General features: G+C 42.9%; 19 protein-coding genes and 2 pseudogenes. 9 read left to right on the top strand and 12 right to left on the bottom strand.

Annotated features, from left to right (window positions below):
* Nucleotides 1-51 precede the first annotated feature (51 nt).
* The 4 genes and pseudogenes from NIES1031_RS26235 to NIES1031_RS25640 all read right to left on the bottom strand — a co-directional run bounded on the left by NIES1031_RS26235 (nucleotide 52) and on the right by NIES1031_RS25640 (nucleotide 2,898).
* Entirely contained in the window at nucleotides 52-423 is a 372-nt protein-coding gene (locus NIES1031_RS26235) for a transposase (RefSeq protein WP_178378118.1), read from the bottom strand.
* 340 nt (nucleotides 424-763) lie between these two features.
* Nucleotides 764-1,639, bottom strand: a pseudogene (locus NIES1031_RS11935) (IS630 family transposase).
* A 189-nt stretch (nucleotides 1,640-1,828) separates the two neighbouring features.
* Nucleotides 1,829-2,377: an IS630 family transposase gene (locus NIES1031_RS25645; RefSeq protein WP_236738808.1), complete on the bottom strand. Its 549-nt coding sequence runs from the start codon at nucleotides 2,375-2,377 to the stop codon at nucleotides 1,829-1,831.
* Between the two features lie 32 nt (nucleotides 2,378-2,409).
* The gene (locus NIES1031_RS25640) at nucleotides 2,410-2,898 is read right to left on the bottom strand and encodes a helix-turn-helix domain-containing protein (protein ID WP_073549582.1); all 489 of its coding nucleotides are present in this window, start codon (nucleotides 2,896-2,898) and stop codon (nucleotides 2,410-2,412) included.
* 340 nt (nucleotides 2,899-3,238) lie between these two features.
* On the opposite strand from NIES1031_RS25640, the pseudogene NIES1031_RS25635 reads away from it, so the two are divergent.
* Nucleotides 3,239-3,749, top strand: a pseudogene (locus NIES1031_RS25635) (IS4 family transposase); the annotation flags it as partial.
* A gap of 696 nt (nucleotides 3,750-4,445) precedes the next feature.
* Here the strand turns inward: NIES1031_RS25635 and NIES1031_RS11910 are convergent.
* On the bottom strand, nucleotides 4,446-5,339 hold the full coding sequence (locus tag NIES1031_RS11910; protein WP_073549580.1) for a mechanosensitive ion channel family protein: 894 nt from the start codon (nucleotides 5,337-5,339) through the stop codon (nucleotides 4,446-4,448).
* Between the two features lie 411 nt (nucleotides 5,340-5,750).
* On the opposite strand from NIES1031_RS11910, the gene NIES1031_RS11905 reads away from it, so the two are divergent.
* On the top strand, nucleotides 5,751-7,175 hold the full coding sequence (locus NIES1031_RS11905; protein WP_073549579.1) for a carotenoid oxygenase family protein: 1,425 nt from the start codon (nucleotides 5,751-5,753) through the stop codon (nucleotides 7,173-7,175).
* 290 nt (nucleotides 7,176-7,465) lie between these two features.
* Here the strand turns inward: NIES1031_RS11905 and NIES1031_RS11900 are convergent, their stop codons facing one another.
* A complete protein-coding gene (locus tag NIES1031_RS11900; RefSeq protein WP_073549578.1) occupies nucleotides 7,466-7,942 on the bottom strand; it encodes a hypothetical protein in 477 nt (158 codons plus the stop codon).
* A gap of 319 nt (nucleotides 7,943-8,261) precedes the next feature.
* Here NIES1031_RS11900 and hemJ point away from each other — a divergent pair, with 319 nt between their 5' ends.
* From hemJ to NIES1031_RS11870, 6 genes are all read left to right on the top strand, one after another.
* On the top strand, nucleotides 8,262-8,828 hold the full coding sequence (hemJ, locus tag NIES1031_RS11895) for a protoporphyrinogen oxidase HemJ (RefSeq protein WP_073549577.1): 567 nt from the start codon (nucleotides 8,262-8,264) through the stop codon (nucleotides 8,826-8,828).
* A gap of 39 nt (nucleotides 8,829-8,867) precedes the next feature.
* Nucleotides 8,868-9,992, top strand: a complete 1,125-nt coding sequence (locus NIES1031_RS11890) for a THUMP domain-containing class I SAM-dependent RNA methyltransferase (RefSeq protein ID WP_073549576.1) — start codon at nucleotides 8,868-8,870, stop codon at nucleotides 9,990-9,992.
* 79 nt (nucleotides 9,993-10,071) lie between these two features.
* Nucleotides 10,072-11,433 (top strand): tRNA (N6-isopentenyl adenosine(37)-C2)-methylthiotransferase MiaB, encoded by a 1,362-nt coding sequence (gene miaB / locus NIES1031_RS11885; RefSeq protein WP_073549575.1) that lies wholly within the window; start codon nucleotides 10,072-10,074, stop codon nucleotides 11,431-11,433.
* A gap of 144 nt (nucleotides 11,434-11,577) precedes the next feature.
* A complete protein-coding gene (locus NIES1031_RS24360) occupies nucleotides 11,578-11,880 on the top strand; it encodes a hypothetical protein (protein ID WP_015190211.1) in 303 nt (100 codons plus the stop codon).
* A gap of 56 nt (nucleotides 11,881-11,936) precedes the next feature.
* Nucleotides 11,937-13,049 carry a D-alanine--D-alanine ligase family protein gene (locus tag NIES1031_RS11875; protein ID WP_073549574.1) on the top strand — a complete coding sequence of 371 codons (1,113 nt, stop codon included), beginning with the start codon at nucleotides 11,937-11,939 and terminating at the stop codon, nucleotides 13,047-13,049.
* Nucleotides 13,050-13,242: 193 nt separating this feature from the next.
* Nucleotides 13,243-13,980: a hypothetical protein gene (locus NIES1031_RS11870; RefSeq protein WP_073549573.1), complete on the top strand. Its 738-nt coding sequence runs from the start codon at nucleotides 13,243-13,245 to the stop codon at nucleotides 13,978-13,980.
* Between the two features lie 38 nt (nucleotides 13,981-14,018).
* On the opposite strand, the gene NIES1031_RS11865 is transcribed toward NIES1031_RS11870, so the two are convergent.
* The 4 genes from NIES1031_RS11865 to NIES1031_RS11850 form a co-directional block, all read right to left on the bottom strand.
* Complete coding sequence (locus tag NIES1031_RS11865; protein ID WP_073549572.1) at nucleotides 14,019-15,458, bottom strand: hypothetical protein; 1,440 nt, start codon at nucleotides 15,456-15,458, stop codon at nucleotides 14,019-14,021.
* Between the two features lie 314 nt (nucleotides 15,459-15,772).
* On the bottom strand, nucleotides 15,773-17,353 hold the full coding sequence (locus tag NIES1031_RS11860) for a hybrid sensor histidine kinase/response regulator (RefSeq protein WP_073549571.1): 1,581 nt from the start codon (nucleotides 17,351-17,353) through the stop codon (nucleotides 15,773-15,775).
* Between the two features lie 34 nt (nucleotides 17,354-17,387).
* On the bottom strand, nucleotides 17,388-20,000 hold the full coding sequence (locus NIES1031_RS11855; RefSeq protein WP_073549570.1) for a PAS domain S-box protein: 2,613 nt from the start codon (nucleotides 19,998-20,000) through the stop codon (nucleotides 17,388-17,390).
* A gap of 511 nt (nucleotides 20,001-20,511) precedes the next feature.
* Nucleotides 20,512-21,174 carry an HAD family hydrolase gene (locus NIES1031_RS11850; RefSeq protein WP_073549569.1) on the bottom strand — a complete coding sequence of 221 codons (663 nt, stop codon included), beginning with the start codon at nucleotides 21,172-21,174 and terminating at the stop codon, nucleotides 20,512-20,514.
* Nucleotides 21,175-21,367: 193 nt separating this feature from the next.
* Here NIES1031_RS11850 and NIES1031_RS11845 point away from each other — a divergent pair, with 193 nt between their 5' ends.
* Nucleotides 21,368-21,685 (top strand): hypothetical protein, encoded by a 318-nt coding sequence (locus NIES1031_RS11845; RefSeq protein WP_015190202.1) that lies wholly within the window; start codon nucleotides 21,368-21,370, stop codon nucleotides 21,683-21,685.
* A gap of 15 nt (nucleotides 21,686-21,700) precedes the next feature.
* Here the strand turns inward: NIES1031_RS11845 and NIES1031_RS11840 are convergent, their stop codons facing one another.
* Both NIES1031_RS11840 and NIES1031_RS11835 read right to left on the bottom strand, forming a co-directional pair.
* Entirely contained in the window at nucleotides 21,701-21,928 is a 228-nt protein-coding gene (locus NIES1031_RS11840) for a DUF5818 domain-containing protein (protein WP_073549568.1), read from the bottom strand.
* Nucleotides 21,925-23,691, bottom strand: a complete 1,767-nt coding sequence (locus NIES1031_RS11835; protein WP_073549608.1) for a S8 family peptidase — start codon at nucleotides 23,689-23,691, stop codon at nucleotides 21,925-21,927. The genes NIES1031_RS11840 and NIES1031_RS11835 overlap by 4 nt, the downstream gene beginning before the upstream one ends.
* Nucleotides 23,692-23,711 lie beyond the last annotated feature (20 nt).

Here is a 23,711-nt window from a genome sequence, read left to right as displayed (position 1 = left end):
CGATTGATGAATAGACCAAAGACCACATCATGTAACCAAATATAGCGTTTCTTAGTGTAGTGAGGTACAATAGCAGAAATAAGTAAACCAACCTCGGAGATCTTCTAGCGACACATTGTTAAAAGCTACTTCAATAGCTTTTGCTAAATTCGAATAGGTTCTAGCGCCAAGAAGACGCAGTATGTTTTTGATCTTCGACCAACAGCTCTCAATTGGAGAAAAGTCAGGCGAGTAGGGCGGTAAATAAATTAATCTGGCACCAGCAGCTGTGATTAGAGTCTCAATCTCTTCACCTAGATGGATAGAACAGTTATCCATAATTACACAGGCTCCTTGCCAAAGTTGAGAAACTAACTTTTGAGCAATAAAAGCTTCAAAGACGAGACCGTCGGTTGCCTCCAATAAGGCGATCTGTGTAATCACACCATCAAGCCCGATCGCCCCGATTCAAGAAACATTCTGTCCCCGTTGAGTGGGTCGTTTGTCGTGGGTTCATTCTCCCTTTGGGGTTCTGGCAAACAGACGAGTCATAGCCAAGTTAATCCCAGATTCATCGATAAAAATCATGTCCTTAGCCAGGATGCCTTGAATCATTTGCCAATACTCTGCGCGCTGTCTTTGGACGGGTTCGGTTTCCTTTTTGTTTGGTCTAAAGCATGAGTAGTTACAGCAATTGATTGCTAAAGTACAAGAGCTATACAATCAAAAACAAGCTGCGGCTGAAATCAAAAAAACTAGAATCATGTAGCTATGGACAGGACTATTAGGACACAGCATCTTTCAGAACTGATTCCATTGCTTGGCGTAAAGACTCAAAGTTGGATAAAATCTTGCGAATACGACTTTTCAGCCAAGCCCAACACTTTTCAATCCGATTGAAATCTGGCGAATAAGCAGGTAGATACAACAACCGACACCCGGCAGCCTCAACCAGTTGCGCAATCGGTCCCCCATGATGAAACGTGGCGTTATCCAAAATCAACACCTTGCCCGGCTGTAGTGTGGGCAGTAAACAATTTTCTAGCCAGGTTTCAAATACGACTCGATGACAAGAGCCGTCCACGGTAAAGGCAGCATTCAACTGGTGTTCACAGTCAGCAGCGATCATGTTGACTCGTCCCCGACGTCGCCCCGACTTGAGCGCTTCAAATCGCACTCCCGGTTCACACCAGCCGTATCCGTAATCTTCCCGTTCATCCATTCCTGATTCATCGATGTAGACCCGATCTGAGAAGCGAATCTTGGCTAGTTGTTCGAGGAACGCCGCTCGTTTGTGCTCATCCCGTTCTCGATAGCCATACGTCTTTTTTTCGACTCCAACCCAGCTTCTGTAACGCCCTGGAAATCGTGCGAACACTAATCTACTCTTCCCACAACTGCGCCATTTGCTCTTGGGTTTTGCCCCCATGCTGCTTGGCCAAGGAGGCAAACTTGTCCCAATCGGTGATTTTGCGGTTCGTTTGATGCGGACGAGTCGTCTTTGCGTGATCATCTCCAGTTTCTTCCTGTCGCTTCAGCCACAGATTGATCGTGTTGCGACTCAGTTGACACACTTGGGCGGCTCGCTCTTCTTCATGCCGTCTAATTGGATGGCGTTGAGCACCTTTTGTCGCAAGTCATAACTGTAGGCTCTTGCCATAAACGCACTCAGGTTTCTAGAGTGGTGGATACCTCTGAGTCTATGTCCTAATTGTCTTGGCGACTGCTATAATTGACGTTGCCTAGTGTCTTTCATTTAGGTGTCTATTGCTTTGGGTAAATCTTTTTCCCTCAACCAGGTGAGCCAGTCAAGTTAATTGTCGTCACTCGGTCTATTAATACCAATTCTCTAAATTCCGGCGACAGATAAAGCATCCAAGATGGAGTGGCGTGCGGTAATCGATGCAACGACTTGAGGAGTAAGTGCTTCCAGTCGTTCTCTCAACTGCTGACGCAACTCGTCAAGTGTGGTGGGTAAGCTCCAACGCAATCGCCGCTTGAGATATTGCCACACTTGCTCAATCGGGTTTAGCTCAGGACAATGAGGCGGTTGAAATAGCAGAATGATATTGCTTGGAACCTGTAAGCGCTTGGCTTTGTGAAAACTACCATTGTCCAACTGGATGATCAACAACTCATCCTTGAACTGCTGGGACACTAGATTCAGAAACGCTTGAAAGCAACTGGTATTTAAGTGAGAAAACTCAAAGAAGAAGTGCTCTCCTGTTTTGGGTTCAACAATACCGTAGAGATAGGTTGCCTGGAATTGCCATTGCACCTCTTTCATGGGCTTGACTCGTTTGGCTGTAATTTTACGTCCTCCCAGCGTTTTCAACCGCAGTCGAGTTTCATCACCACAGAAGAATCGTACCTTGCCACTCCAACTCAAAACACTCACTGCTACCTATACCAGCATGGTTAAGTTCGCACTCAAGTTTTTTTATATGCTTCCTTCTGCTGAAGAGACTGCTTTCCACTTACAGGTCGTGGCACTTTAGGCGATGCCTGCAATCGGTAATGCACCAGTTTGTGCACGGTTTTGTACTTCGCTGCGAGCCCCAAAGCGTTCTCCAACCAATCACAAATCGCTTTGTACCCATCAAATCCTTGCCGTTGCTGTAATCGTTTGAGCAAAGAGTCCTCTGCCCAGTCAGGAATCGCACGGGGACGACCCGAACGCGCTTTGCGTTTAAGCAACCCGTCGATGCCGCCTTCCCGGTAAGAGCGCAACCATTCTTGCAAGGTCCCCCGGTGCCGTCCTAGAAGAAGAGCAGCAGCTTGCACCGTCTCGGCTTGCTTGGTTTTGAGCAGGTACAACAGTTGAATTCGCTCTTTAGCCGATGCTGTTTTTTGCCCTCTCAGCAGTTGTTTGAAGTCTTCCTCGCTCTCTTCAATCTCTAGTTTGTACACCCCTGCCATATCCTACCCTTGAACACGCTACAAATCTTATCTCATCTGTCGCCTTACTTTGGAGAATTGGTATTATTTGTCGTTCAACACCCACCTGAACTAACAGTGTCTCCACGACGGCAATCAGATGGGGTGTGTCGAGGAGCATGACCAGTGACGTCAGCCGTTAGGCTTCTCGTAGGCGAGATTGAGACAGGTCAAAGCCATTAGCCACAAATTCAAGTTAAGGTTGCCAAACAATTATTAAAAGTCAGGATTGGTTAATGTAAAACTCATAGCAGTTAAGCTATAGAGGGATGACGTCGTGAGCCGGAGCAACCGTGACTATGCCAAAAAGAAACATCGCCCAGTGGTAGAAGATGAAGCAATTGCCTCGCAACTGGAAGCTATATTTACACCAGCGCTCACAAGACAAAAATACTATCGGCAACTGGGGTGAAGAGACAGAATTCTCAACCTACCGTTGATGGTAGCTGCGGTGCTACCTTGCTGTGGCAGGAGTGACGGAATGAACAAGGATGTTGGCCAGGGAAGGTTTTTTGCGGTGTAGTCCGTGGAGTGCTAGTCAACTAGAAATGTCTCAACGGTTGCTAACATTTTCTGCCGAATTATTTGAGAAAGTCTTTAAGAATTTGGCACTACATTTAAAAGCAGCTTGGTATTACAGAAATAGTCGAACTATACCTGAAAGTATTCAATTTGCTAGATCAAAGTTTGAGAAGATTTGGATAGCAGAGTGTTCGGTTTTAGGAGCAGTGTTTTGCAAGCTTGATAGCTTCGAAGAGGTTGCTCAAGCACAATTAGCAGGAAAGAGGGGAACTGTCATAGATTTAGTCACCCAATTACCTGTAGAGATTTGGTGCCATGAAAATTCTAATCTTTTACTAGATAGAGGATTTTATCACTTTAGCTTTTGGCTACAATCAGAAAGAATTTGGTTAACACTCTCAACATTCCACTGTGCGCCAGAGATTAAAAAGCTATTCAAGAGCCGAAATTGAGTTTAGTTTAAATAGTGTAGGATTTAAAATAGTTGGTGTTTACAATCAAGAAGGCGATTTTGTAAATCCAGAATACAATCGTCTTGTTTATTTTCTTTGCTGTAAATAAAAAGATTTTAACGTATTTGGTCTAGTAATGAGAGGCTTTGACGATCTTAGCCTGGCTTTAAACGCCGAATTTCTATGTATTTTTGTGCTTTTAGCGCTATTTTCTCTACTTCTCGGCACACAGTAGCTCTATCAATCGCCCAGCTATGGTGTTCCTCAAATCTCTTAGCTGCTTGTCCTAAGGATTCTTCTGCACCCAAATGTGTCAAAGCTCATTGCACTGCAACAGAGCGATCGCCATGTTCAATCCCTAGTTGCTCCTTAGCTGAAGCTGAACGCACACCTGTTCAGGTGTTTTTATTCCACAAGTAAGGAGATACCATATTGATAAACTACAAACGTTAGAAAAATATCTTATTTTAGCTAGATAGACGAAATCCTTCTGCATATTTTCAGAGTACCGCGTAGCGTCTGGACGCTTTGCTCTATAACGCTGCTGAAATAACACTAATCGATATGAGAATCAGCGCGATCTTCAACCGGATAGTGGTCATTAAATTGCTCTTGGTTGTAATAGTAAAGCATCCGAATTGGATAAGGAATATTAATTCCTGCTTGATCGCACGCTTGCTTTAGCGCAATAATCACCCGCGTTCTCGTTTGGCGTACTTGAATTTTTTGCGGCGCACTCCAGTAACGCACTACTAACTCAATCGCACTATCACCAAAGGCAACTGCATCAACTTCAGGTGATGGACTTGGCAAAACACCTTTGACTTGTTTAACAGTTTCAAGCAACAAATCAATCGCACTTGCTAAATCAGTGTTATAGTCAACACCTAACTCTAAATCAGTGCGACGATGTGGCATTGCCGTAAGTACCTGCACCGAACTTGTAAACACGATCGCATTGGGAATAAGTACGCGTTCTCCTTGATAAGTTCTAATTTGAGTCGAGCGAATCGTAATATCTTCTACGGTTCCTTCTGAACCATTAACTATTATTTGATCGCCTAATCTAAAAGGCTCATTTAAGAGTAGCAATACCCCTGCCAGAAAATTTTTGAAGATGTCTTGAAAAGCAAAACCAAATGCGACTGAACCTAAACCAAGTAAACCAATAATGTCTCCCAAGCGCAAATCGGGAAACGCAATGACACACGCAAGGAGAACACCCGCTACCCAAGTTGCAACATGAGTAATTTGTACAAGAAGCGATCGCAGCGATTGACTTTTAACTACTCGCTTTGTCGCTACATGAGTCATTCTCCGTGTGACATTGGCTGCATAACGCGTCAGGAAAAGGATAATAATTGCTGCTGCAAATGCTGGAATTGCTTCAATCGTATTCCCTAATAATTGTAATAAACTTGATTTGACTTCTTGGATCAAAGCATTCATAAACTAAATCTTAATTGGCAATTTTTATTGTTTAACATTTTTCAAATTACTTCCAATATTAACCGCAATTTCTTACTTACATAATTAAGCTTTCTTCTACTTCTCTATTTTTAGAATTCATAGTTATATTAAATTTGGTTGATTAGTGATGATCAAAATGGTGAAGGGTGACTAGTAACTAGTAACTAATCACAACGAAAGGTTACTTAACCGGAAATGATATTACTATATTGTTTTAGACTATCTAAATTAATAAATATAGCCTGGAAACATGATGTCAAATCTTCATAATTTATATCTGAGAGGAGAAGGTATGCAAAATTTATACAGGTAATTCTCAAGTAGCCACGAGCGAAAGAGCATTCTTGCTACCCTAGGGAAAGTCACCGCAGTATGCACACAAGCTAAAGAATGCACACAACAAGTAAACCAGCAACGCAAACTTGGGCAAAAGCGATCGCGCAACCTGCCGAAGAATTTTCGCTGACGACTTTACCCGTCCTCGCAGGCAAAATTCCTGCGAATTTACGTGGTACGCTGTATCGCAACGGTCCTGCACGACTCGAACGCGGTACAACGCACGTGGGACACTGGTTTGATGGCGATGGTGCGATTCTCGCAGTCGATTTTACTGACACTGAAGCTACAGCCTTATATCGCTATGTACAAACACAAGGTTATCAGGAGGAAGCCGCAGCAGGACAATTCCTCTATGGTAACTATGGCATGACGGCACCAGGACCAATCTGGAATCAATGGTTCAAACCAATCAAAAATGCCGCAAATACATCTGTTTTGGCACTTCCTGATAAACTGTTGGCGCTATGGGAAGGTGGTAATCCTTATGCGCTTGATTTGAAAACACTACAAACCTGGGGATGCGACGATTTAGGAAAATTAGAAAATAACTTACCCTATTCTGCTCACCCCAAAATTGATGCTCAAACAGGAGAGATCTTTAACTTTGGTGTTACTCCTGGCTTAAATGCAACGCTGAACCTTTATAAAAGCGATGCTACAGGCAGGATTTTGAAACACGCAACATTTGCCCTTAAAGGCGTTTCCCTCGTGCATGATTTCGTCTTAGCAGGTGAGTATCTTGTGTTTTTTATCCCGCCGGTGCGCCTCAATCCCTTACCGATTCTCATCGGATTGAATAACTTTAGTGATTCGCTAGAATGGCAACCGCAACTTGGTACAGAGTTTTTAGTATTTGATCGCAATCTCGCGCTTGTTTGTCGCGGTGAAACTAAAGCTTGGTATCAATGGCATTTTGCTAATGGTTACGTAGATGATCGCGGTCATATTATCGTTGATGTTGTCCGCTATGAAGATTTTCAAACAAATCAATATCTCAAAGAAGTCGCCACAGGAGAAACGCATACTGTTGCGAAAAGTGCGCTGTGGAAAATATGTCTCGATCCGCAACTTGGCAAAGTGAGAACAATGGAAAACATCTTAGATCGGCATTGTGAATTTCCGGTCATTCCTCCCCACGCCGTCGGAAAAGAACCACAGCAAATTTATCTTTCGGTACATCGCCCAGGTATTGATCCTCGAAAAGAAATGTTTGGGGCGATCGCGCGTTTTGACTATCAAACTCAAACATTAGCGATCGCCGATTGTGGTGAAAACCGCTACCCCACCGAACCAATTTATGCTCCGAATCCTGAAAATCCAAATCGAGGTTGGATCGTTACAATTGTCTACGATGGTAATACTGATAGTAGTGAAGTTTGGATATTGAGCGATCGCCTCACTGAACCTCCAATTTGTCGCCTAAGATTACCTAGCGTAGTTCCGATGGGGTTTCATGGTACGTGGAAACCGGCGTAAAATTGAATAAACCTCCTACGTGAAGAGAATCGCGAATAAATTAGCCAGCTGAATACAAAAAAGTCCACCGAAGTGGAATTAGCCATAAAAATCTTGTTTTAGTGCCCGAAGGGACACTTTGCTTAGATAGTCCTGACTTTAGTCGGAGGGCGTCTGTGATTCATGCAGGAGGTCTATTAGTTAGAAAGAGTCTCTATTATCCATTACCTGACAAATGTTACGTGTGACATTTAATTATGCCCACCTACTTAGTAAAATTAATGTTGTCATGAAACTCTACGTCGATGCAGTTACGACTTGATGGCGGCGGGAACTATACTATCAAGAAATGCTCTCCAGTTCTGTGGTTGCATGAAGTTTAAGTATTCTAACGCGAGGTCTGGCGGCAGAAATTCTAACATTAGTTTGTTTTCTACCCAGAACTCAATCACATGAAATGGACCGCGATTGTTCTGTCTAACTAACCAACCTTCGCGTGCGCCAATGTCTTCAATTTTTTCACGACTAACCGGAACTGAAATTGCTGCATGAACGGCGGTAAAGGGGCTAGATGAACTATTGTGTGAAAATGCTGCTTCTTGAACTCCAGGAATTAGTTCAGTTCCTGTAGGAAACAGTTCAATTGCTGTACCATACTCATCATCAGCAAGTACAATATAACTCCCTGGATGTGGTGGAAAAGGAAGTGACTGTCCGTTACAAACTTGCGCTAAGACGTCAGCAACATGAAGTGGATGATCAACTGCAATTGAAATATGATGAAGCATAAAAAAACAATCTCTAATAAAAATGTTGTAATTTTTAACTAATGAAGGATTGTGAAAGGGAGTGCGATCGCTGGCGTAAAATGCAGACTTTATCACTGACTGGTGTTATTTGTTCTACAAGTAGCAATACGTAGTTTACAGAAAATTACTGAAGTTTTTATTTTTCTTAACAAGATCTCTAAAGAATAATTGTTAATAGGATTTGAGTTGAGTGAGATTAAGAGTTTCAAAGAAAACTAAAATTTAGGGAGTTATCAGGTTTAAAGTTTGTGTTTGTACCCGAATCAAAAAGACCACATTTTAGCAAAGATTTAGGAATATGGCTTATTACTGGTTTAAAGCATTTCATCTTGTCGGTATTGTTGTTTGGTTTGCCGGATTGTTCTACTTAGTGCGCCTATTTATCTATCACGTTGAGGCGAATGAACAACCAGAACCCGCACAAACAATTCTGAAAAATCAGTACCAGTTGATGGAAAAACGGTTATATAACATCATAACTACACCAGGAATGCTGGTAACGGTAGCAATGGCGATCGGGTTAATCAGCACGGAACCGGAAGTTCTCAAACAAGGTTGGCTACATATTAAACTGCTATTTGTCGTTCTATTGATTGGCTACCATCACTATTGCAGTCGCTTAATGAAGCAATTAGCAAAAAATGAGTGTCGTTGGAGTAGTCAACAGCTACGTGCTTTGAATGAAGCACCTACAGTGTTTCTTGTCGCAATTGTGTTACTGGCGGTATTCAAAAACAATTTACCTACAGATATTACAGCGTGGGGTATTTTAGCGATGATTGTTGCAATGGCAGTCACGATTCAACTTTACGCCAGAAAGCGCAGACTTGATAAAGAAAAGCTCATGACACAACTGCAGGAGTAGCTGCTAAGATGGGCAAAAGCCCATCTTAGTTTCAAGAATGTGAATAGCTATTTTGCAACCGTGCAACGCGGACTAGAACCCGTTGCCGCCTCTGAGTTAGAACGTTTAGGGGCGAAAGAGATACGTCCTGACTTTACTGGGGTGCATTTTGTTGGCGATCGCGCACTGCTATACCGCGTGAATCTTTGGGCAAGAACAATTTTTAGAGTCCTCGTACCTATTCGCGAATTTGACTGCCCTAACTCAGATATTCTCTATCAAGAAATACAAAAAATTACTTGGGATGAGTACCTCAAGCCTGACAATACATTAGCAGTCACCTGCACAGGCGGCAATCAAAAACTCAACCACACGCACTTCACCGCATTACAGGTCAAAAATGCCATCGTAGACCAGCAGCGCCGCAAATCAGGTCAAAGATCGAGCGTTGATATTCAAAATCCTGACGTAGCGATTAACGTTCATATTCGTCAAAATCGCTGTACTGTCAGTTTAGATAGTTCCGGTACGAGTTTACATCGACGCGGCTATCGCCAAGCAATGGGTGCAGCACCCCTTAAGGAAACGCTTGCAGCGGCGCTTTTAGATATCGTTGAGTGGAATACCAATCTACCGTTTTTAGATCCGTTGTGCGGTTCAGGAACCTTACCCATCGAAGCGGCGTTAAAAGCTTTGAATATTGCGCCAGGTTTGTTTCGTCAAAAATTCAGTTTTCAAAACTTTCCTGATTTTGACTTTCAGTTATGGCAACAGCTACTCGCAGAAGCGCAAAAGAGTAAATTAGCAAAATTGCCTGCACCGATTTGGGGAAGCGATCGCGATCCGAATGTCCTCACGCAAGCACATAGCAATGCCCAACGCTGCGGTCTTGAACATCAAATTCTGTTTGCTCAAACAGAATTGTCTCACCTCGAAGCGCCAGCCGATTGCGGAGTTCTTATGTGTAACCCTCCTTATGGGGAACGTTTAGGAGATGTTCAAGAACTAGGTATACTTTATAAACTGCTTGGCGATGTGTTTAAACAACGCTTCAAAGGTTGGACAGCGTTTGTTCTGACAGGTAACAAAGAGTTAGCAAAAAAAGTTGGACTACGAGCATCGCGGCGCATTCCCATCTATAACGGTGCTTTAGCGTGTACGCTACTTAAGTATGAACTGTATTAAGATGAGTGTCGCCAAACATTACCAACAAAAAATCTATAATTGAAAGTTGGATGCTGTCTTCTATTTTGACTAGATCGCAATGACCACTTTTAACCGTCGCTACCACATCACTACTTTTGGTTGCCAGATGAACAAAGCCGACTCGGAACGGATGGCTGGCATTTTAGAAGACATGGGCTTTGAGTGGTCAGAAGATCCCAATCAGGCAGACTTGGTTCTTTACAACACTTGTACAATTCGAGATAACGCTGAGCAGAAGGTTTATTCTTACCTTGGTAGACAAGCAAAGCGCAAACACGAACACCCCGAATTAACTTTAGTCGTTGCTGGATGTGTTGCACAACAAGAAGGCGAGTCGCTACTGCGAAGAGTACCCGAACTCGATCTTGTCATGGGACCGCAACACGCTAATCGCTTACAAGACTTACTCGAACAAGTTTTTGCAGGGAATCAGATAGTCGCCACAGAACCGATTCACATTGTTGAAGATATTACAAAGCCGCGCCGTGACAGCACGGTGACTGCTTGGGTTAATGTTATTTATGGTTGTAATGAACGTTGTACCTATTGTGTAGTTCCAAATGTACGCGGCGTGGAACAATCGCGGACGCCCGAAGCAATTCGCGCAGAAATGGTAGAACTAGGAAGACAAGGTTTCAAAGAAGTCACGTTGCTAGGGCAAAATATTGATGCTTACGGACGCGATTTACCAGGTACGACACCAGAAGGACGCCATTTGCATACGTTAACCGACTTGTTGTATGACGTGCATGATGTACCAGGAATTGAACGTTTGCGGTTTGCGACGAGTCACCCACGTTATTTTACGGAACGTTTGATTCGTGCGTGTGCAGAATTACCCAAGGTGTGCGAACACTTCCACATTCCTTTTCAATCAGGCGATAACGAAGTTCTCAAACAAATGTCGCGGGGCTACACGCAAGAAAAATATCGGCGAATTATTGATACAATTCGGCGGTATATGCCTGATGCGTCGATTAGTGCAGATGCGATTGTGGGTTTCCCTGGAGAAACCGAAGCCCAGTTTGAAAATACGCTCAAACTTGTTGATGATATTGGTTTTGACCACTTGAATACCGCTGCGTATTCGCCGCGCCCAGGTACGCCAGCCGCTGTGTGGGAAAATCAACTGAGTGAAGAAGTGAAAAGCGATCGCCTACAACGGCTCAATCATCTTGTTGCAATTAAAGCATCCGAGCGTTCGCAGCGCTACCTCGGTCGAACTGAAGAAGTGCTAGTCGAAGATCAAAACCCCAAAGATCCTGCGCAAGTTATGGGGCGCACGCGTGGTAATCGCTTAACGTTCTTCCCTGGAAATATTGCGGAACTTAAAGGTAAGCTAGTACAGGTAAAAATTACCGAAATCCGCGCCTTTAGCTTAACGGGTGAAGTTGTTGTCCGCCAACCGGTCACAATTTAACCACAATAGCAATCATTTAGTTCAGGTCACGGGGAATGGGTAATCGGTAATTGTTGATGCTTACTTTCCAATGACCAATTACCAGTTACCAATGACCAACCTTAAAGCGATCGCACGTTGAAGTAAAGCGTAAGAGGTCATAGCATGAAAATTCGTTTTCACCAAGAACCTACACGAGGACGGCAAAATAAATGCTTAGTTTGTGGTTGTCTTTACCATCTCAAAACAGCAAGAGCATCAATATATAGCAACCAAGGCATTGAATACGGTGATATTTGCCCTGATTGTTTAGCATTAGGCGCGCAAGGCATTAAGTCGCGGCTACAAACGAATATTCAACGATTACGCGAATTTGCTGATGAACTAGAATCCTTATCGTGCGAGCCTGTACATTTACCTGGACTAGAAGCTGAATTTAGCGTCTATCGCAATCGCATGACATCTTGAGCCTTCCCTATGGTACGCTATTGCCCAATGAGGAGCGCCTAAAAGGGAATTAGCCGATGAATAAATTGCGAGTAGGATTGCTGTTTGGCGGTCGTTCGGGAGAACATGAAGTTTCAATTAGTTCCGCACGCGCGATCGCACAAGCACTCCTATCAGGTTCAAATCAACAAAAATACGAACTTTTGCCGTTTTATATTCAAAAGGATGGGCGCTGGCTTCCTGGAGACATCGCGCAACAAGTTCTCGCGTCTGGTACTCCCCTCCAACTTGATGAATCAAATGCGCAGCTACCGAGTGACAACTCAACATCGCTACCAATTCCCACCTCTTTCTGTCTACCCGTTTCCTCAGCTTCGTCGCCGTCGCAAGTTGCCGATGTCGATGTCTGGTTTCCGATACTGCACGGTCCAAATGGTGAAGACGGTACAGTCCAAGGTTTGTTGCAATTAATGCAGGTACCCTACGTAGGTTCTGGGGTATTAGGTTCCGCAATGGGCATGGATAAAATCGCGATGAAAATGGCATTTGCCCAAGCTGGATTACCGCAAGTCAAATACATGGCAATTAACCGCGCGCAAGTGTGGTCAAATCCTTGCGTGTTTCCTAAATTATGCGACCAGATCGAAGCAACGCTTGGTTATCCATGCTTTGTGAAACCCGCGAATTTAGGGTCTTCGGTCGGTATTGCCAAGGTGCGTTCGCGCAGTGAATTAGAAGCAGCGCTTGATAATGCCGCTAGCTACGATCGGCGGTTAATTGTTGAAGCAGGCGTTGTTGCTCGCGAACTAGAGTGTGCGGTTTTGGGCAACGATAACCCCAAAGCTTCGGTCGTCGGAGAAATTACCTTTGAGAGCGATTTCTACGACTATGAAACAAAGTATACTGCGGGTCGAGCAGCGTTGTCAATTCCTGCATCTGTACCAGAATCAGTCGCTGCGGCGATTCAAGAGATGTCGTTGCAAGCTTTTGCGGCTGTTGACGCGGCGGGTTTAGCACGAGTCGATTTCTTCTACGTTGAAGCCACAGGAGAAATTCTGATTAACGAAATCAATACATTACCAGGCTTTACAGCAACAAGTATGTATCCGCAAATGTGGGAAAAAAGTGGCGTTCCCTTCACAGAATTAGTCGATCACCTCATTCAATTGGCATTAGAAAGACATCGTTAGAGATTATGGCCTAGTAATTAATAAGAGTGGTAAGCGTAAGTCCTGTGCAACAAATCTCTTCCCTGCACCTTAAGCATCCTTGCTTTATAAAAACCTGACCTCTAACCTGTAGGTCTGCAAAGCGCGCCCTCTGATGTACAGATCTATTAGATAATGAAAAACAAAACAGGGTGTATGCCGCTGAGATTTAGCTATGGACGACAATCAGAGTACACAGCAGTCATCACAACAACGTAGTAATTTACAGTTGGCTCGTGCCAGACGCCGAGGATCAGCAAAATCATCTACCTTATTGAATTCGGTACTTGCCGTACTGTGTTCACCTTGGCTGCTTTGGCCTTTGCTGTGGTTAATTCTACTACTAGTTGCTACACTTTCGATTTTTAGTTTAACTTTTGCTGGTTTTGTCGATCGTCCAGAATCAGCACCGCTTGTTGTTCAAGTACCTGATGCGGTCATTACTGGTAGCGATCGCCTTGTCATCTGGGTAGTTGGTGCAATTGTTATCTGTGCAGCTGGCTACTGGGTTGTTTTCCGACAATTAAAAGGTTCATCACAGCCAAAAAGAAAGCATCAACGCCGTCAGCGAAGATCGCGTAACCGCAAGCAGCAACTACAAATGCTGCTTGCGCAACAGCCTTCTGCGGTTCCTCGTGTAAAACCACCTATTGTAATTGAACCAGAAATATCCCCAACACCTAAACCGCCTGTTGTCGAAGTCGCAGAACCTCACAGCTTTGAACCAACCGTTGTAGAGGTTTTAGATAGTAATGGTAGTCGTGAAGACCCAGTCATTACAATTTTGCCTCCAGAAGATGCTCAACAAGTCGATGTCGAAAAAGTCGCACTCGCAGAAATGATGGACATTCGTAAACGCCGTTCGCTATCTTCAATTTTGGGCAAAACTTACGATGAGGAAACAGAAGAGTGAATAGCTAATGTTAGCCTCAATGCTCATCTTACTACTCACTAACGACTCACCCTGCTGTCTTCTATAAGAAGGAGCGATCGCCAGTCGGTGATGGCTTTTTGATGCCATAGCCAATGACTCTCTAACTGCTGTAGTTGAAAGTTAATAGGATCTTCTGCTAAAACTTTTTCACGGAGCTTTACTGCTTCATTGATGAGTTTTGCTTGTTCGTTAGGCGGTCGATTTGGCACTGACTGCTGCAATACTAATGCAAGTCCAGCATAGGTTGTGAGGAGTTCGCTGTTATCTTGCGTAACTGACGGTTGATTAGCTAAATATAGTGCCTCAAACCACGCTTCATTAGCTTGACTCCAGTTGTCTTGTGCATAGTAGGCGAAGCCTAAAGCGTTGTAGTATTTTGTGTCAGGCTTTTGTTTGACCGCAGCTTCCCAATAACGACGTGCTTGCTCTATTTGTGAAGATTGCCATGCCAAGCGTCCACGCAGAAATAAAATTGTATCAGTATTAGCAGACGGCGGAACAACCTTCAGCGCCGTTTCAGCATTTTGTAACGCGTTGCGGTTGAGTAGTTCTTCCACTAGGGGTTGTGCAGCGATCACTTCTTTTCGATGCAACTGGGCTGTCGCGATCGCCGTTATTTCTTGTGTAGTCGCGGCTTGCCAATTACGCTTATTTAACCGATTCCACGCTGAGGATGTTAAAGAACTAGCAATTTGATTTGGTTGCTGATACTCCCACCATACGCTGGCGATCGCAACGATTGCCACCATGAAACTACCAATGACAAATGTCCTCCAGACACTTTCTGATTTGCCGCGCGGTGGTGGCGTAGTTTGAGTAGAAGCTGTAGATATGGAAGCTTGTTCTTCGTTTGGAGTTGTCGGCGGCGATGCTGCAAGTTGGCTCAATATATTCGCAACAACAGCTGAATCTTCGGCATACGCGGGATCGCTATCATCAATTTCGAGAAACGTATCATTCCATTCTTCCGCAAGCGATTCTTGCTGCATATCCTCGACGAGGAAAGCCAAATCGAGTTGTTCTAGATTTTCGGCTGCGTGTCTCCGGCTAATCTTCACAGCAATTCGCGGATTGGTAACTAAAAAGCGATCTGCTGTATAGAGAAGTTCCCACGGTAAATCTACTAAGCAACTCGCAGCAATTTCTATATGTAATGACAGTAGTGCTTGTTTTTGCTGAGCTAAATTTTGTGCTATGTTCCAACTTCCTGCAATTTTCCCTGTAAACAATGCAGCATAAAGTTGTTTTCCTAAAATAGCTAAGGTTGCATTTAAGTTATGGCGATCGCCTAGATATACAGCAGCTTCTTCAATCTGCGCTGCATAACTTAACCAACTCTCTACATCCCACGCTCTAACTTCCTTGGCAATTGGCACTGTAGGCGGTACTTGTTCAGTATGTACTCGGTAAAGATGATGTCCAACAGCAGTTACGCAGAGGTGGAATTCTAGCGTCACAGTGGCTCCTACTGCACGAAAAAAGGAAAAAAGTTCGCAACACAGGAAAATTTTGACTGTTTAATGATGGAACAGATGTTTTCTACCGCCCAATTAAGATTGCTAATTGTATGTTCCTGATTCTTTTTCACCTATTCCACAGATTTACTTTCTCAACGCAACTCTCTACTATTTGAGCTTAACTAACTTAGATGCATTTTTATCAACAAAGTTTCTCTGGCTATCTAAGTTGTCATAAATCCGCAACTTACGTTATAATATCTAGCCTATCGATTGACTTTCCCTAACATTAACAACGCATAACAAATTAAAAATTAATCTATTCTTAAGATTTCATGATTTCCAACTAAATTAGTCAACGTGACAGTAAATGTTGTCCAACCTTGATCGCTGGTTACATCAATCGTTCCCTGCAAGTGTTCAACAAGTTTTTGCACCAAAGCAAGCCCTAAACCTGTACCACCTTGTTGCCAGCGATCGCTTTGGGGAACGCGATAAAATTTTTCAAAGATTCGCGGTAATTGCTCTTGAGGAATTTCGGCTTGATTTTTAACACTGAAAATCGTTTTTACTCTAGATAAATCTGTGTTCCTTGCCGCATCTTCGGGCGATCGTGCATCATCTTGGCTGACACTTAAGATTATCTTCCCACCTGCTGGAGTATACTTACACGCATTATTTAATAGTTCTGCTAAAATTCGCTCGATGCTAGCCCGACCAGAAACCAATGGTATTAAATTAGGGCTAATAATATTCATTTGCAGGATTTGTTGACGTTGTTCGCTACGATGCACAAATGGCTCAATTATTTTTGCCAACCAATCGCTCAAATGAATTGCTTCAGCAAGTAGCGTTGGATAAGTTGCTAATTCGAGGCGTTGTAAATCAAGCAAATCATTAATTAGCTCAGTTTCCCGCGTGCACTCTGCTTGCAAAATTTCCAAGTACCGCCGGCTTTTTTCTATATTAGGTGCAAGAGATAGCATTTGAATTGCCATTTTCATATTAGCGATCGGAGTTCGTAATTCGTGCGAAACTGTACTTAAAAAATCATCTTTTAGCTGATTAAGTTTTTCTAGTTGAGCAACTAGCCTTTCTTGTTCGATTTGCTTTTGACGAGCTTCTTTTGCTTGCTTACGTTCTGTAATATCGCGAAATACTAATACTGCACCAGTGATATTTCCTTTATCATCGCGGATTGGTGCTGCACTATCATCAATGGGAATTTCTATTCCATTTTTGGTAATCAAAAGTGTTTCTTCGGCGATTCCAACTGTAATTCCTTGTTTTAAAGCTTGCACAATTGGACTGTCTACTTTTTGACCAGATATGCTATGCGTAATATTAAATATTTCTGTTGCATCTCTACCGTAGGCTTCCTCTTGCGTCCAACCTGTCAGCGATTCAGCTACAGGATTCATAAAAGTCACTATTCCGCAAGCATCGCTAGTAATCACAGCATCGCCAATACTTTTGAGAACTGTGGCTAACCACTGTTCGCTTTGTCGCAGCTTTTTTTCAATTTGATGCTTCGTTAGTGTAATTTCAATTGTTGTTTTTAATTCTTTCTCTTTAAAAGGTTTTAAAATATAACCAAACGGCTCTGTTGCCTTGGCGCGTTCTAATGTATTGTCATCAGCATTAGCGGTTAGGTAAACTATCGGAATATTCAAATCATCATAAATTACCTGCGCTACTTCAATTCCGTCAAGGTCTCCTTTCAAATGAATATCCATTAAAATGAGGTCAGGATTTTTTTCTATCGCTTTATTGATTGCGTCTTTTCCCGAAGAGACGACACCAACAACGGCGTATCCAAACTTAGTTAGCCGATTTTGTATATCTTTGGCAACAAGAAGCTCATCTTCTACAATCAGGATACTTGCCTTACTCATTAGGACTACTTATGAACTTTAATAACTTTGACGATCAAAACTTAATTTTAAACTCTGTACCATTATGACTCTGAATATCTAAACTACCTTCTAATTGTTGAGTTAAAGCAGCGACAATTTGTAAGCCCAAAGATTCTGTATTGTTTGGATCTATGTTTTTTGGTAATCCTACACCATCATCTCTAATACTAAGGTGATATCGATCATCTATTGCAGACAGCTTAATGTATATATTACCTTTTTTATTATTTGGGAAGGCGTGTTTTAAAGAATTAGAGATCAATTCATTAATAATTAAACCACACGGAATAGCAAGATCTAAACTCAAAAGAATGCGTTCAATATTAGAATGTAAAATAATTTGTTCGGAAGAAACATCATAAGAGCTAAACAAATTAGCTACTAAATTTTGAATATAATCTGCAAAATCAATCTTTGCTAAGTCTTGTGATTGATACAATTGTTCGTGAATTAGTGCCATTGAAGCTATACGATTTTCACCCGCTTTTAAAATTTCTAGCGTTTGTTGATCTTCAATGTATCCCGACTGTAGGCTGAGAAGGCTAGAAATGATCTGCAAATTATTTTTGACACGGTGATGAATTTCTTTGAGTAAAACTTCTTTTTCAACAAGCGAAGCTTGTATTTGGTCGGCAATTTGCTTTTGCTTTGTAATATCGCGGAGAATTCCACTAACGCGGATGACTTTACCCGCGATGTCATAACTCACTTTTCCTTGATTAGCCATCCAGTGAATCGAACCATCAGGATGAACTAAGCGAAATTCTGTGCTGTAGAGATTTCTATTCGCTGAAGTACATTGAAACCGAAGTTCTTGCAGCACGCGATCGCGATCTTCAGAATAGATTAAATTAAAAAACTCAGTCGCCGTATTTATTTTTGTTTTTGACGGCAATCTGATCGCGCTATGTGCATTGTTGGAGTAACTAATTTCATCGGTTAAAGTGTTCCAATCCCACGCTACCATATCAGCCGCACTCAGCGCAAAGCGCAAGCGCTCCTCACTCTGTCGTAGTGATTCTTCAACGCGTCGGCGCTCGTAAATTTCTGTTTTTAACTCTTCGTTTGCTTTTGCAAGTTGTGCCGTTCGATTTCTTACTCTCAGTTCTAATTCATCGTGCGCTTGTTGTAAAGCAAGTTCGGCGCGATCGCGTTCTTGTTGCGTTTGAGCATTCTTGATGATGATCGAAAGATACTGCGTGATAACAATCAACGTACCAATTTCATGATTACTCCACTTTCGCGGCTGCGCCGAATCAAAGCACAACAAACCGATTAATTGTTTCGAGTATTGCAATGGAACGTCAACAAACGCTTGAATACCATAGGTACGAAACAAAGCACAATTTTGCGTAGAAAAGCGCAGATCCTGCGCGATATCTTCTACCACAATCGGCACATTCATTTGTATCGCTTGGAGATAGTCTGGCATTGTCTGCAAATCAAACGTGACTCCCTGAAGTGATGGTATTCCTTCGGGTTCTAGCGAATGAATGACTGTCAAGGTGCCATTTTGATCAATTATCGAGTAAGCGACGCGTAGCGAAGGAAAACATTCGCTGATTTGTCTGACGGTACGTTTAATAATCTGTTCTACCGACATACCTAGCATCATCGCAGTTGAGATGCTATTAATCAGTTGCAGTCGAGTTTGACTATCTAATAAAGCTTCTTCAATTTGCTGGCGTTCAATAATTTCGCTGCACAGTTGCTCATTAGCGTTTTGTAACTCAAAGGTGCGGCTTTGGACTCTGAGTTCTAATTCTTCGTTAGCTTTTTGCAGAACCACTTCTACTTGATGGTGTTCGGTAAAATCGTGAATAACTTTGGCAAAACCACGCAAGCAACCATTATTATCGCGTAACGCGGTAATTACGCAATTTGCCCAAAACCACGTACCGTTACTCCGCAGGTGCCACGTTTGCGCTTCCGCACGTCCTTGCGCGATCGCTTGTTCGATCTCCTGTTGTGGTTTCCCACTCCTAATATCGTCAAGCGTGAATAAGGAAGAAAAATGTTTTCCTGAAATTTCTGCTTCTTTATACCCAAATAAGTTTTCTGCTCCCACATTCCAGCTAACGATGTTAGCATCGGCATCGAGCATAAATATTGCATATTCGCCGACACTTTCAACGAATAAACGAAAGCGTTCTTCGCTTTGTTGTAAAGTCTCTTGGTAGTGTAAAGCTTCTAACCTTCTCGTTTCGGCTTGTTGTTTGGCAGTATTTAATTCAGCAACGACATATGTTATTGCAGTTCCTTCAAAGATGAATAAGCCTAGACGAACACAAAAGCCTACAGTATCAACTAAGAAAGAATGAAACGGTGGGATGAGAAAATAATCGGCGCATAAAGCCGCTAAAACTGTCGCAAGTATTCCTGTGGACCTGCCGCCATACCAAGTACTAACAACGATCGCAAAGAAAAATAATAAGAAGGGACTTTCATTGTCAATGACTGGTGCAAGCAACAGTTTGACCAGTAGCGTGATGACTACAGTCGCCACCGCTACACTATAGCGACTCCATAGGAAATGCTTTCTTCTCCAACCATAAACAGCCATATAACTAGCTTTAGTCGCACGACTAACAATTCTTGTTAGCAGCAATTCGGTGCAGATATGCATCAACAGTCTGCTTGAGAATTGCTCCTAAGTTTTGTTTTATAAGTCTGATTTGCTGTGTATACTTATTCAGCCTATGATTGTTAATTAATAATAGTTTCCTCTTAATAATTATTTCATATTGTTTTATTAAGCATATCTACACAGTTTAATTATTTTGAGCGTAAATCTTCTGAAGTTATTTTGTTAGCTGCAATAATCTTATTTAAGATTTCAGTACGTTTTCGCTTGCCAAGAGAATATTTTTATGTTAGCTACTGTTTAAGGAATTCACGTCTTGTTGATAATGCGAATTCTTACGCACGATGATTAAGGTTGAATCAGCGATCACAACTGCGTTGCTCCACAAAGTATTGATTAAAGTTAGGCAACTTTTTATGTATTCAAGGCAATAGGTATTAATACATTGCGAGTACTTGCGCAGATCAAAACTTAGCCAACAGTAATAGATGACTACGCATCAGAGTAGATAATTAGCAATGACGAATGACCTATTACCCGTAATACTACTAGACTAGTGTTTACTCAAAAGCGACTCATCGTAGTGCGCAAGCAAATCCGCAGGGTGATCGTAAATCGCTTTAGCACCTTCGAGTTGCGGGTCTTCAAAACCTCCGCAACGCAGTGCGATCACGCTCACACCAGCTGCACTTGCTGCTTGAATGTCGTAGGGTGTATCTCCCAGCATCAATATAGCATCAGGTTGCATCTCTAACTTCCTTAAAGCAGCTTCGACAATATCCGGTTCTGGTTTAGAAGCTTCAGCATCACTCGATGTCGTTGCTTCATCAAGCAAGTCATCTACCTTTGCAGCTTTGAGTAACACTTCTAACTCTTGACTTGTTGCTGAACTCGCAATAATCAACTTTATCCCTTGCTGCTTCATCCGCTGAACTAATTCTCGCGCTCCTGGAGCAGCTTCTAGCTTGGGTCCATACTTTTCGATAATCAGTTCTTTACGCCGTTCAGAAATCTTTTTACCGTCGCCTTCTTCTTTATTCAACCCTGGGACCATTCTCGGTATGACTTGATCGCCACCCATTCCAATGAGCGGTCGGACTTGTTCAAATGATATGTGATATCCGTATTCTGTAAACGCATCAACCCACGATTGTGCATGAGCATCATTACTTAGCACCAGTGTGCCATCAACATCTAAAATTACTGCTTGCACCACGTAAAACTCTCCTCTTAGCAGTAGATAAGCATTATTTTTTAACTTACCTATTTCCTTAACGCGGTTGCATACCCTATTGTGGAGAATTGAGCAGTGCGCAATCTGCTACTTCAGACGTATACAATAAACAACTTAATTGCATTCTGTGCGACGTCTTTAACTAATAATTTCTGATCAACGAGGATAGATGATAATGGAGCGAGCAGTTATTAAATTTTCATCAGAAGATTGCGGAATTTGCCATAAAATGTCGTTTTACGATCAAAAAGTTAGTGAGGAATTAGGATTACAGTTTATTGATGTTAAGATGCAGGACACTGCGACGTATCGCAAGTATCGTAAGATTCTGTTAACGCAGTATCCCGACAAAGCAGAAATGGGATGGCCTACCTATCTTATCTGTGATTCCCCCGAAGGCGAATTTAAGATTTTAGGCGAAGTCAAAGGCGGTCATCCCAAGGGAGAATTTAGAAGTAAGTTGCAAGCCGTGTTAGATGCTACAACAGTTTAGCTAAAGTGCTAATTGCTAATCGCTAACAGGTTCAAACGATCGCACTTCAAGGACAGGTCCAATCATGGCAATTGTCATCACATCTTCGCGGATCTGTCCTGTAACTTTGACTTTTTTGCCTGGTTGCAGCAATTCTTTCGGGGCGTTATGAACTTCATAAGTTGTGCCGTCGTCTGCTGTTAGCGCCCACGCCCCAGCACCCATATCACTGCGTTGAATTGTTCCTGTAACAGTCGTACTCATGTCGATCGCTCCACTTTGACGGCTAATAGCGCGAGGCTGTAACACATTAAAGCATTAATGAACAGAAATACACGGGCGATCGCACCGCTACCCATGCCCCAAACCGCAGGTGAGACAACGGCATTCACACCTAGACACGCCGCAACACCTAACGCCGTACCAATCGCAAACCACTTCCAAACGGGTTTATTCAAGAGGAGGGCGACTAAGATAAACGGAATCAGGACGCTAGCGAATAAGGGATTTAAAATATTGTTACCCGCGATCATATTCCCCATTTCGGGAATTGAACTGCCCATAATGCGGAAGGGAACTTGCGGAAAATCAAAGATGTAGAATCCGCGTAAGAAGAATAACCCTGAACTTCCGGCAACTAAACCACCCAATAATGACCAACTCCAAGTAAACGGGAAGTATACGCGTAAAAACCAGGCGAGGAGATAAGAACCCAAAACCATCGCTAGTTTCGGCAGGAACGCCACCGCGCCGCCATCAATCCAAAAGCGCGGATTGAGATAGCCACTGTCACGCAACCACCGGAAGAAATCGCGAAAACTGATTTGTCCGCGTACCGCAAGTTTAACCGCCGCTGCCGCATCAAGTTGTCCCGCACCATAATGATTTAAAGTATCATTTTTGACGCGCATCGCGGATTTTTTCAAGACACTTCGCACTTGATCTGGTTCTTTGACGCCAGTTGCTTTGATCAAAGCCACAACACCAGCAACGTGAGGGGCTGCCATACTTGTTCCTTGAAAAGAAACAAACATTGCTTGTCCCTTAGAATTAATTGTTTCTTGCACAATCCCTCCTGCACCCGTACCCACACCACCAGGCGCAGAAATATCAACACCTGCACCAAAGTTAGAATACGGCGCTTTTTCACCCGCTGAATCGAGCGCGGCAACACCAATCACGTGAGGATAACGCGCCGGATACGAAGCTGAATTTTTGTTGGCATTACCCGCAGCCGCGACAACGACGACACCTTTACGATGCGCATAAGCGATCGCCTCTTTGAGTAAGTGACTGTCACCACCACCACCCAAACTCATATTAATGACATCTGCATTGTGGTCAGCCGCAAATTTAATCGCTTCGGCAATATCCGCAACAGTTCCACCGCCAAAAGCACTCAATACTTTTAATGGCATAATATTTGCTTCATAAGCAATCCCTGCAACGCCATAATTGTTATTCGTCGATTGGGCAATTGTCCCCGCGACGTGCGTTCCATGTCCGCTGTCATCTATCGCCGTTTCGCGGTTGTTCACGAAGTCATACCCGCGCACAAATTTGGTTTGCTTTAAGTCGGGAACTCGAGAAACACCCGTGTCAATGACCGCAACCGTCACACCATTACCTTTCGTTTCATCCCACGCTGACTCGACTTTAATAGAGCGTAAATTCCACTGTTTGTTATAGTCTGGATCGTTGGGAACTTCTAAAGCGTTGTAAATGTAGTTCGGTTCAATATATTCAGTTGACTTGGCAACAAAAGACCTGCGCAGTGCTTTGAGTGTTGCGCGATCTCCCTTGACAATGTACACATTATCTGGTTTAGAAAAGATACTATTTAATTGAGGGGCAAGGTTAAATTGTTGAGCGATCACCCTGAGTTGATTGTCAATTTGGGCTATCGGAATATCTTCCCGAAAGTCCAGCACAATTTCCTCAAATTCACCCTGACTTGCTAAGCCCTTGAAATTGAACAAGCCAAAGCATAGTCCAAGTAAAACCAAGCCTACTAGTAATTTTTTCATATCTTGCTTCGGCACTAGTT

The organism is Chroogloeocystis siderophila 5.2 s.c.1 (assembly GCF_001904655.1).
GTDB lineage: Bacteria > Cyanobacteriota > Cyanobacteriia > Cyanobacteriales > Chroococcidiopsidaceae > Chroogloeocystis > Chroogloeocystis siderophila.
Note: the sequence above shows the minus strand (reverse complement) of the source record. Positions and strands in the feature narration are given on the sequence as shown.

What these genes read in the sequence shown, in the direction of transcription:
- NIES1031_RS11835 (WP_073549608.1), bottom strand. Translation starts at nt 23,691, where the DNA reads ATGAAAAAATTACTAGTAGGCTTGGTTTTACTTGGACTATGCTTTGGC.
- NIES1031_RS11840 (WP_073549568.1), bottom strand. Translation starts at nt 21,928, where the DNA reads ATGAGTACGACTGTTACAGGAACAATTCAACGCAGTGATATGGGTGCT.
- NIES1031_RS11905 (WP_073549579.1), top strand. Translation starts at nt 5,751, where the DNA reads ATGCACACAACAAGTAAACCAGCAACGCAAACTTGGGCAAAAGCGATC.
- NIES1031_RS11845 (WP_015190202.1), top strand. Translation starts at nt 21,368, where the DNA reads ATGGAGCGAGCAGTTATTAAATTTTCATCAGAAGATTGCGGAATTTGC.
- NIES1031_RS24360 (WP_015190211.1), top strand. Translation starts at nt 11,578, where the DNA reads ATGAAAATTCGTTTTCACCAAGAACCTACACGAGGACGGCAAAATAAA.
- hemJ (WP_073549577.1), top strand. Translation starts at nt 8,262, where the DNA reads ATGGCTTATTACTGGTTTAAAGCATTTCATCTTGTCGGTATTGTTGTT.
- miaB (WP_073549575.1), top strand. Translation starts at nt 10,072, where the DNA reads ATGACCACTTTTAACCGTCGCTACCACATCACTACTTTTGGTTGCCAG.
- NIES1031_RS11900 (WP_073549578.1), bottom strand. Translation starts at nt 7,942, where the DNA reads ATGCTTCATCATATTTCAATTGCAGTTGATCATCCACTTCATGTTGCT.
- NIES1031_RS11870 (WP_073549573.1), top strand. Translation starts at nt 13,243, where the DNA reads ATGGACGACAATCAGAGTACACAGCAGTCATCACAACAACGTAGTAAT.
- NIES1031_RS11860 (WP_073549571.1), bottom strand. Translation starts at nt 17,353, where the DNA reads ATGAGTAAGGCAAGTATCCTGATTGTAGAAGATGAGCTTCTTGTTGCC.
- NIES1031_RS11910 (WP_073549580.1), bottom strand. Translation starts at nt 5,339, where the DNA reads ATGAATGCTTTGATCCAAGAAGTCAAATCAAGTTTATTACAATTATTA.
- NIES1031_RS11855 (WP_073549570.1), bottom strand. Translation starts at nt 20,000, where the DNA reads ATGCATATCTGCACCGAATTGCTGCTAACAAGAATTGTTAGTCGTGCG.
- NIES1031_RS25640 (WP_073549582.1), bottom strand. Translation starts at nt 2,898, where the DNA reads ATGGCAGGGGTGTACAAACTAGAGATTGAAGAGAGCGAGGAAGACTTC.
- NIES1031_RS11875 (WP_073549574.1), top strand. Translation starts at nt 11,937, where the DNA reads ATGAATAAATTGCGAGTAGGATTGCTGTTTGGCGGTCGTTCGGGAGAA.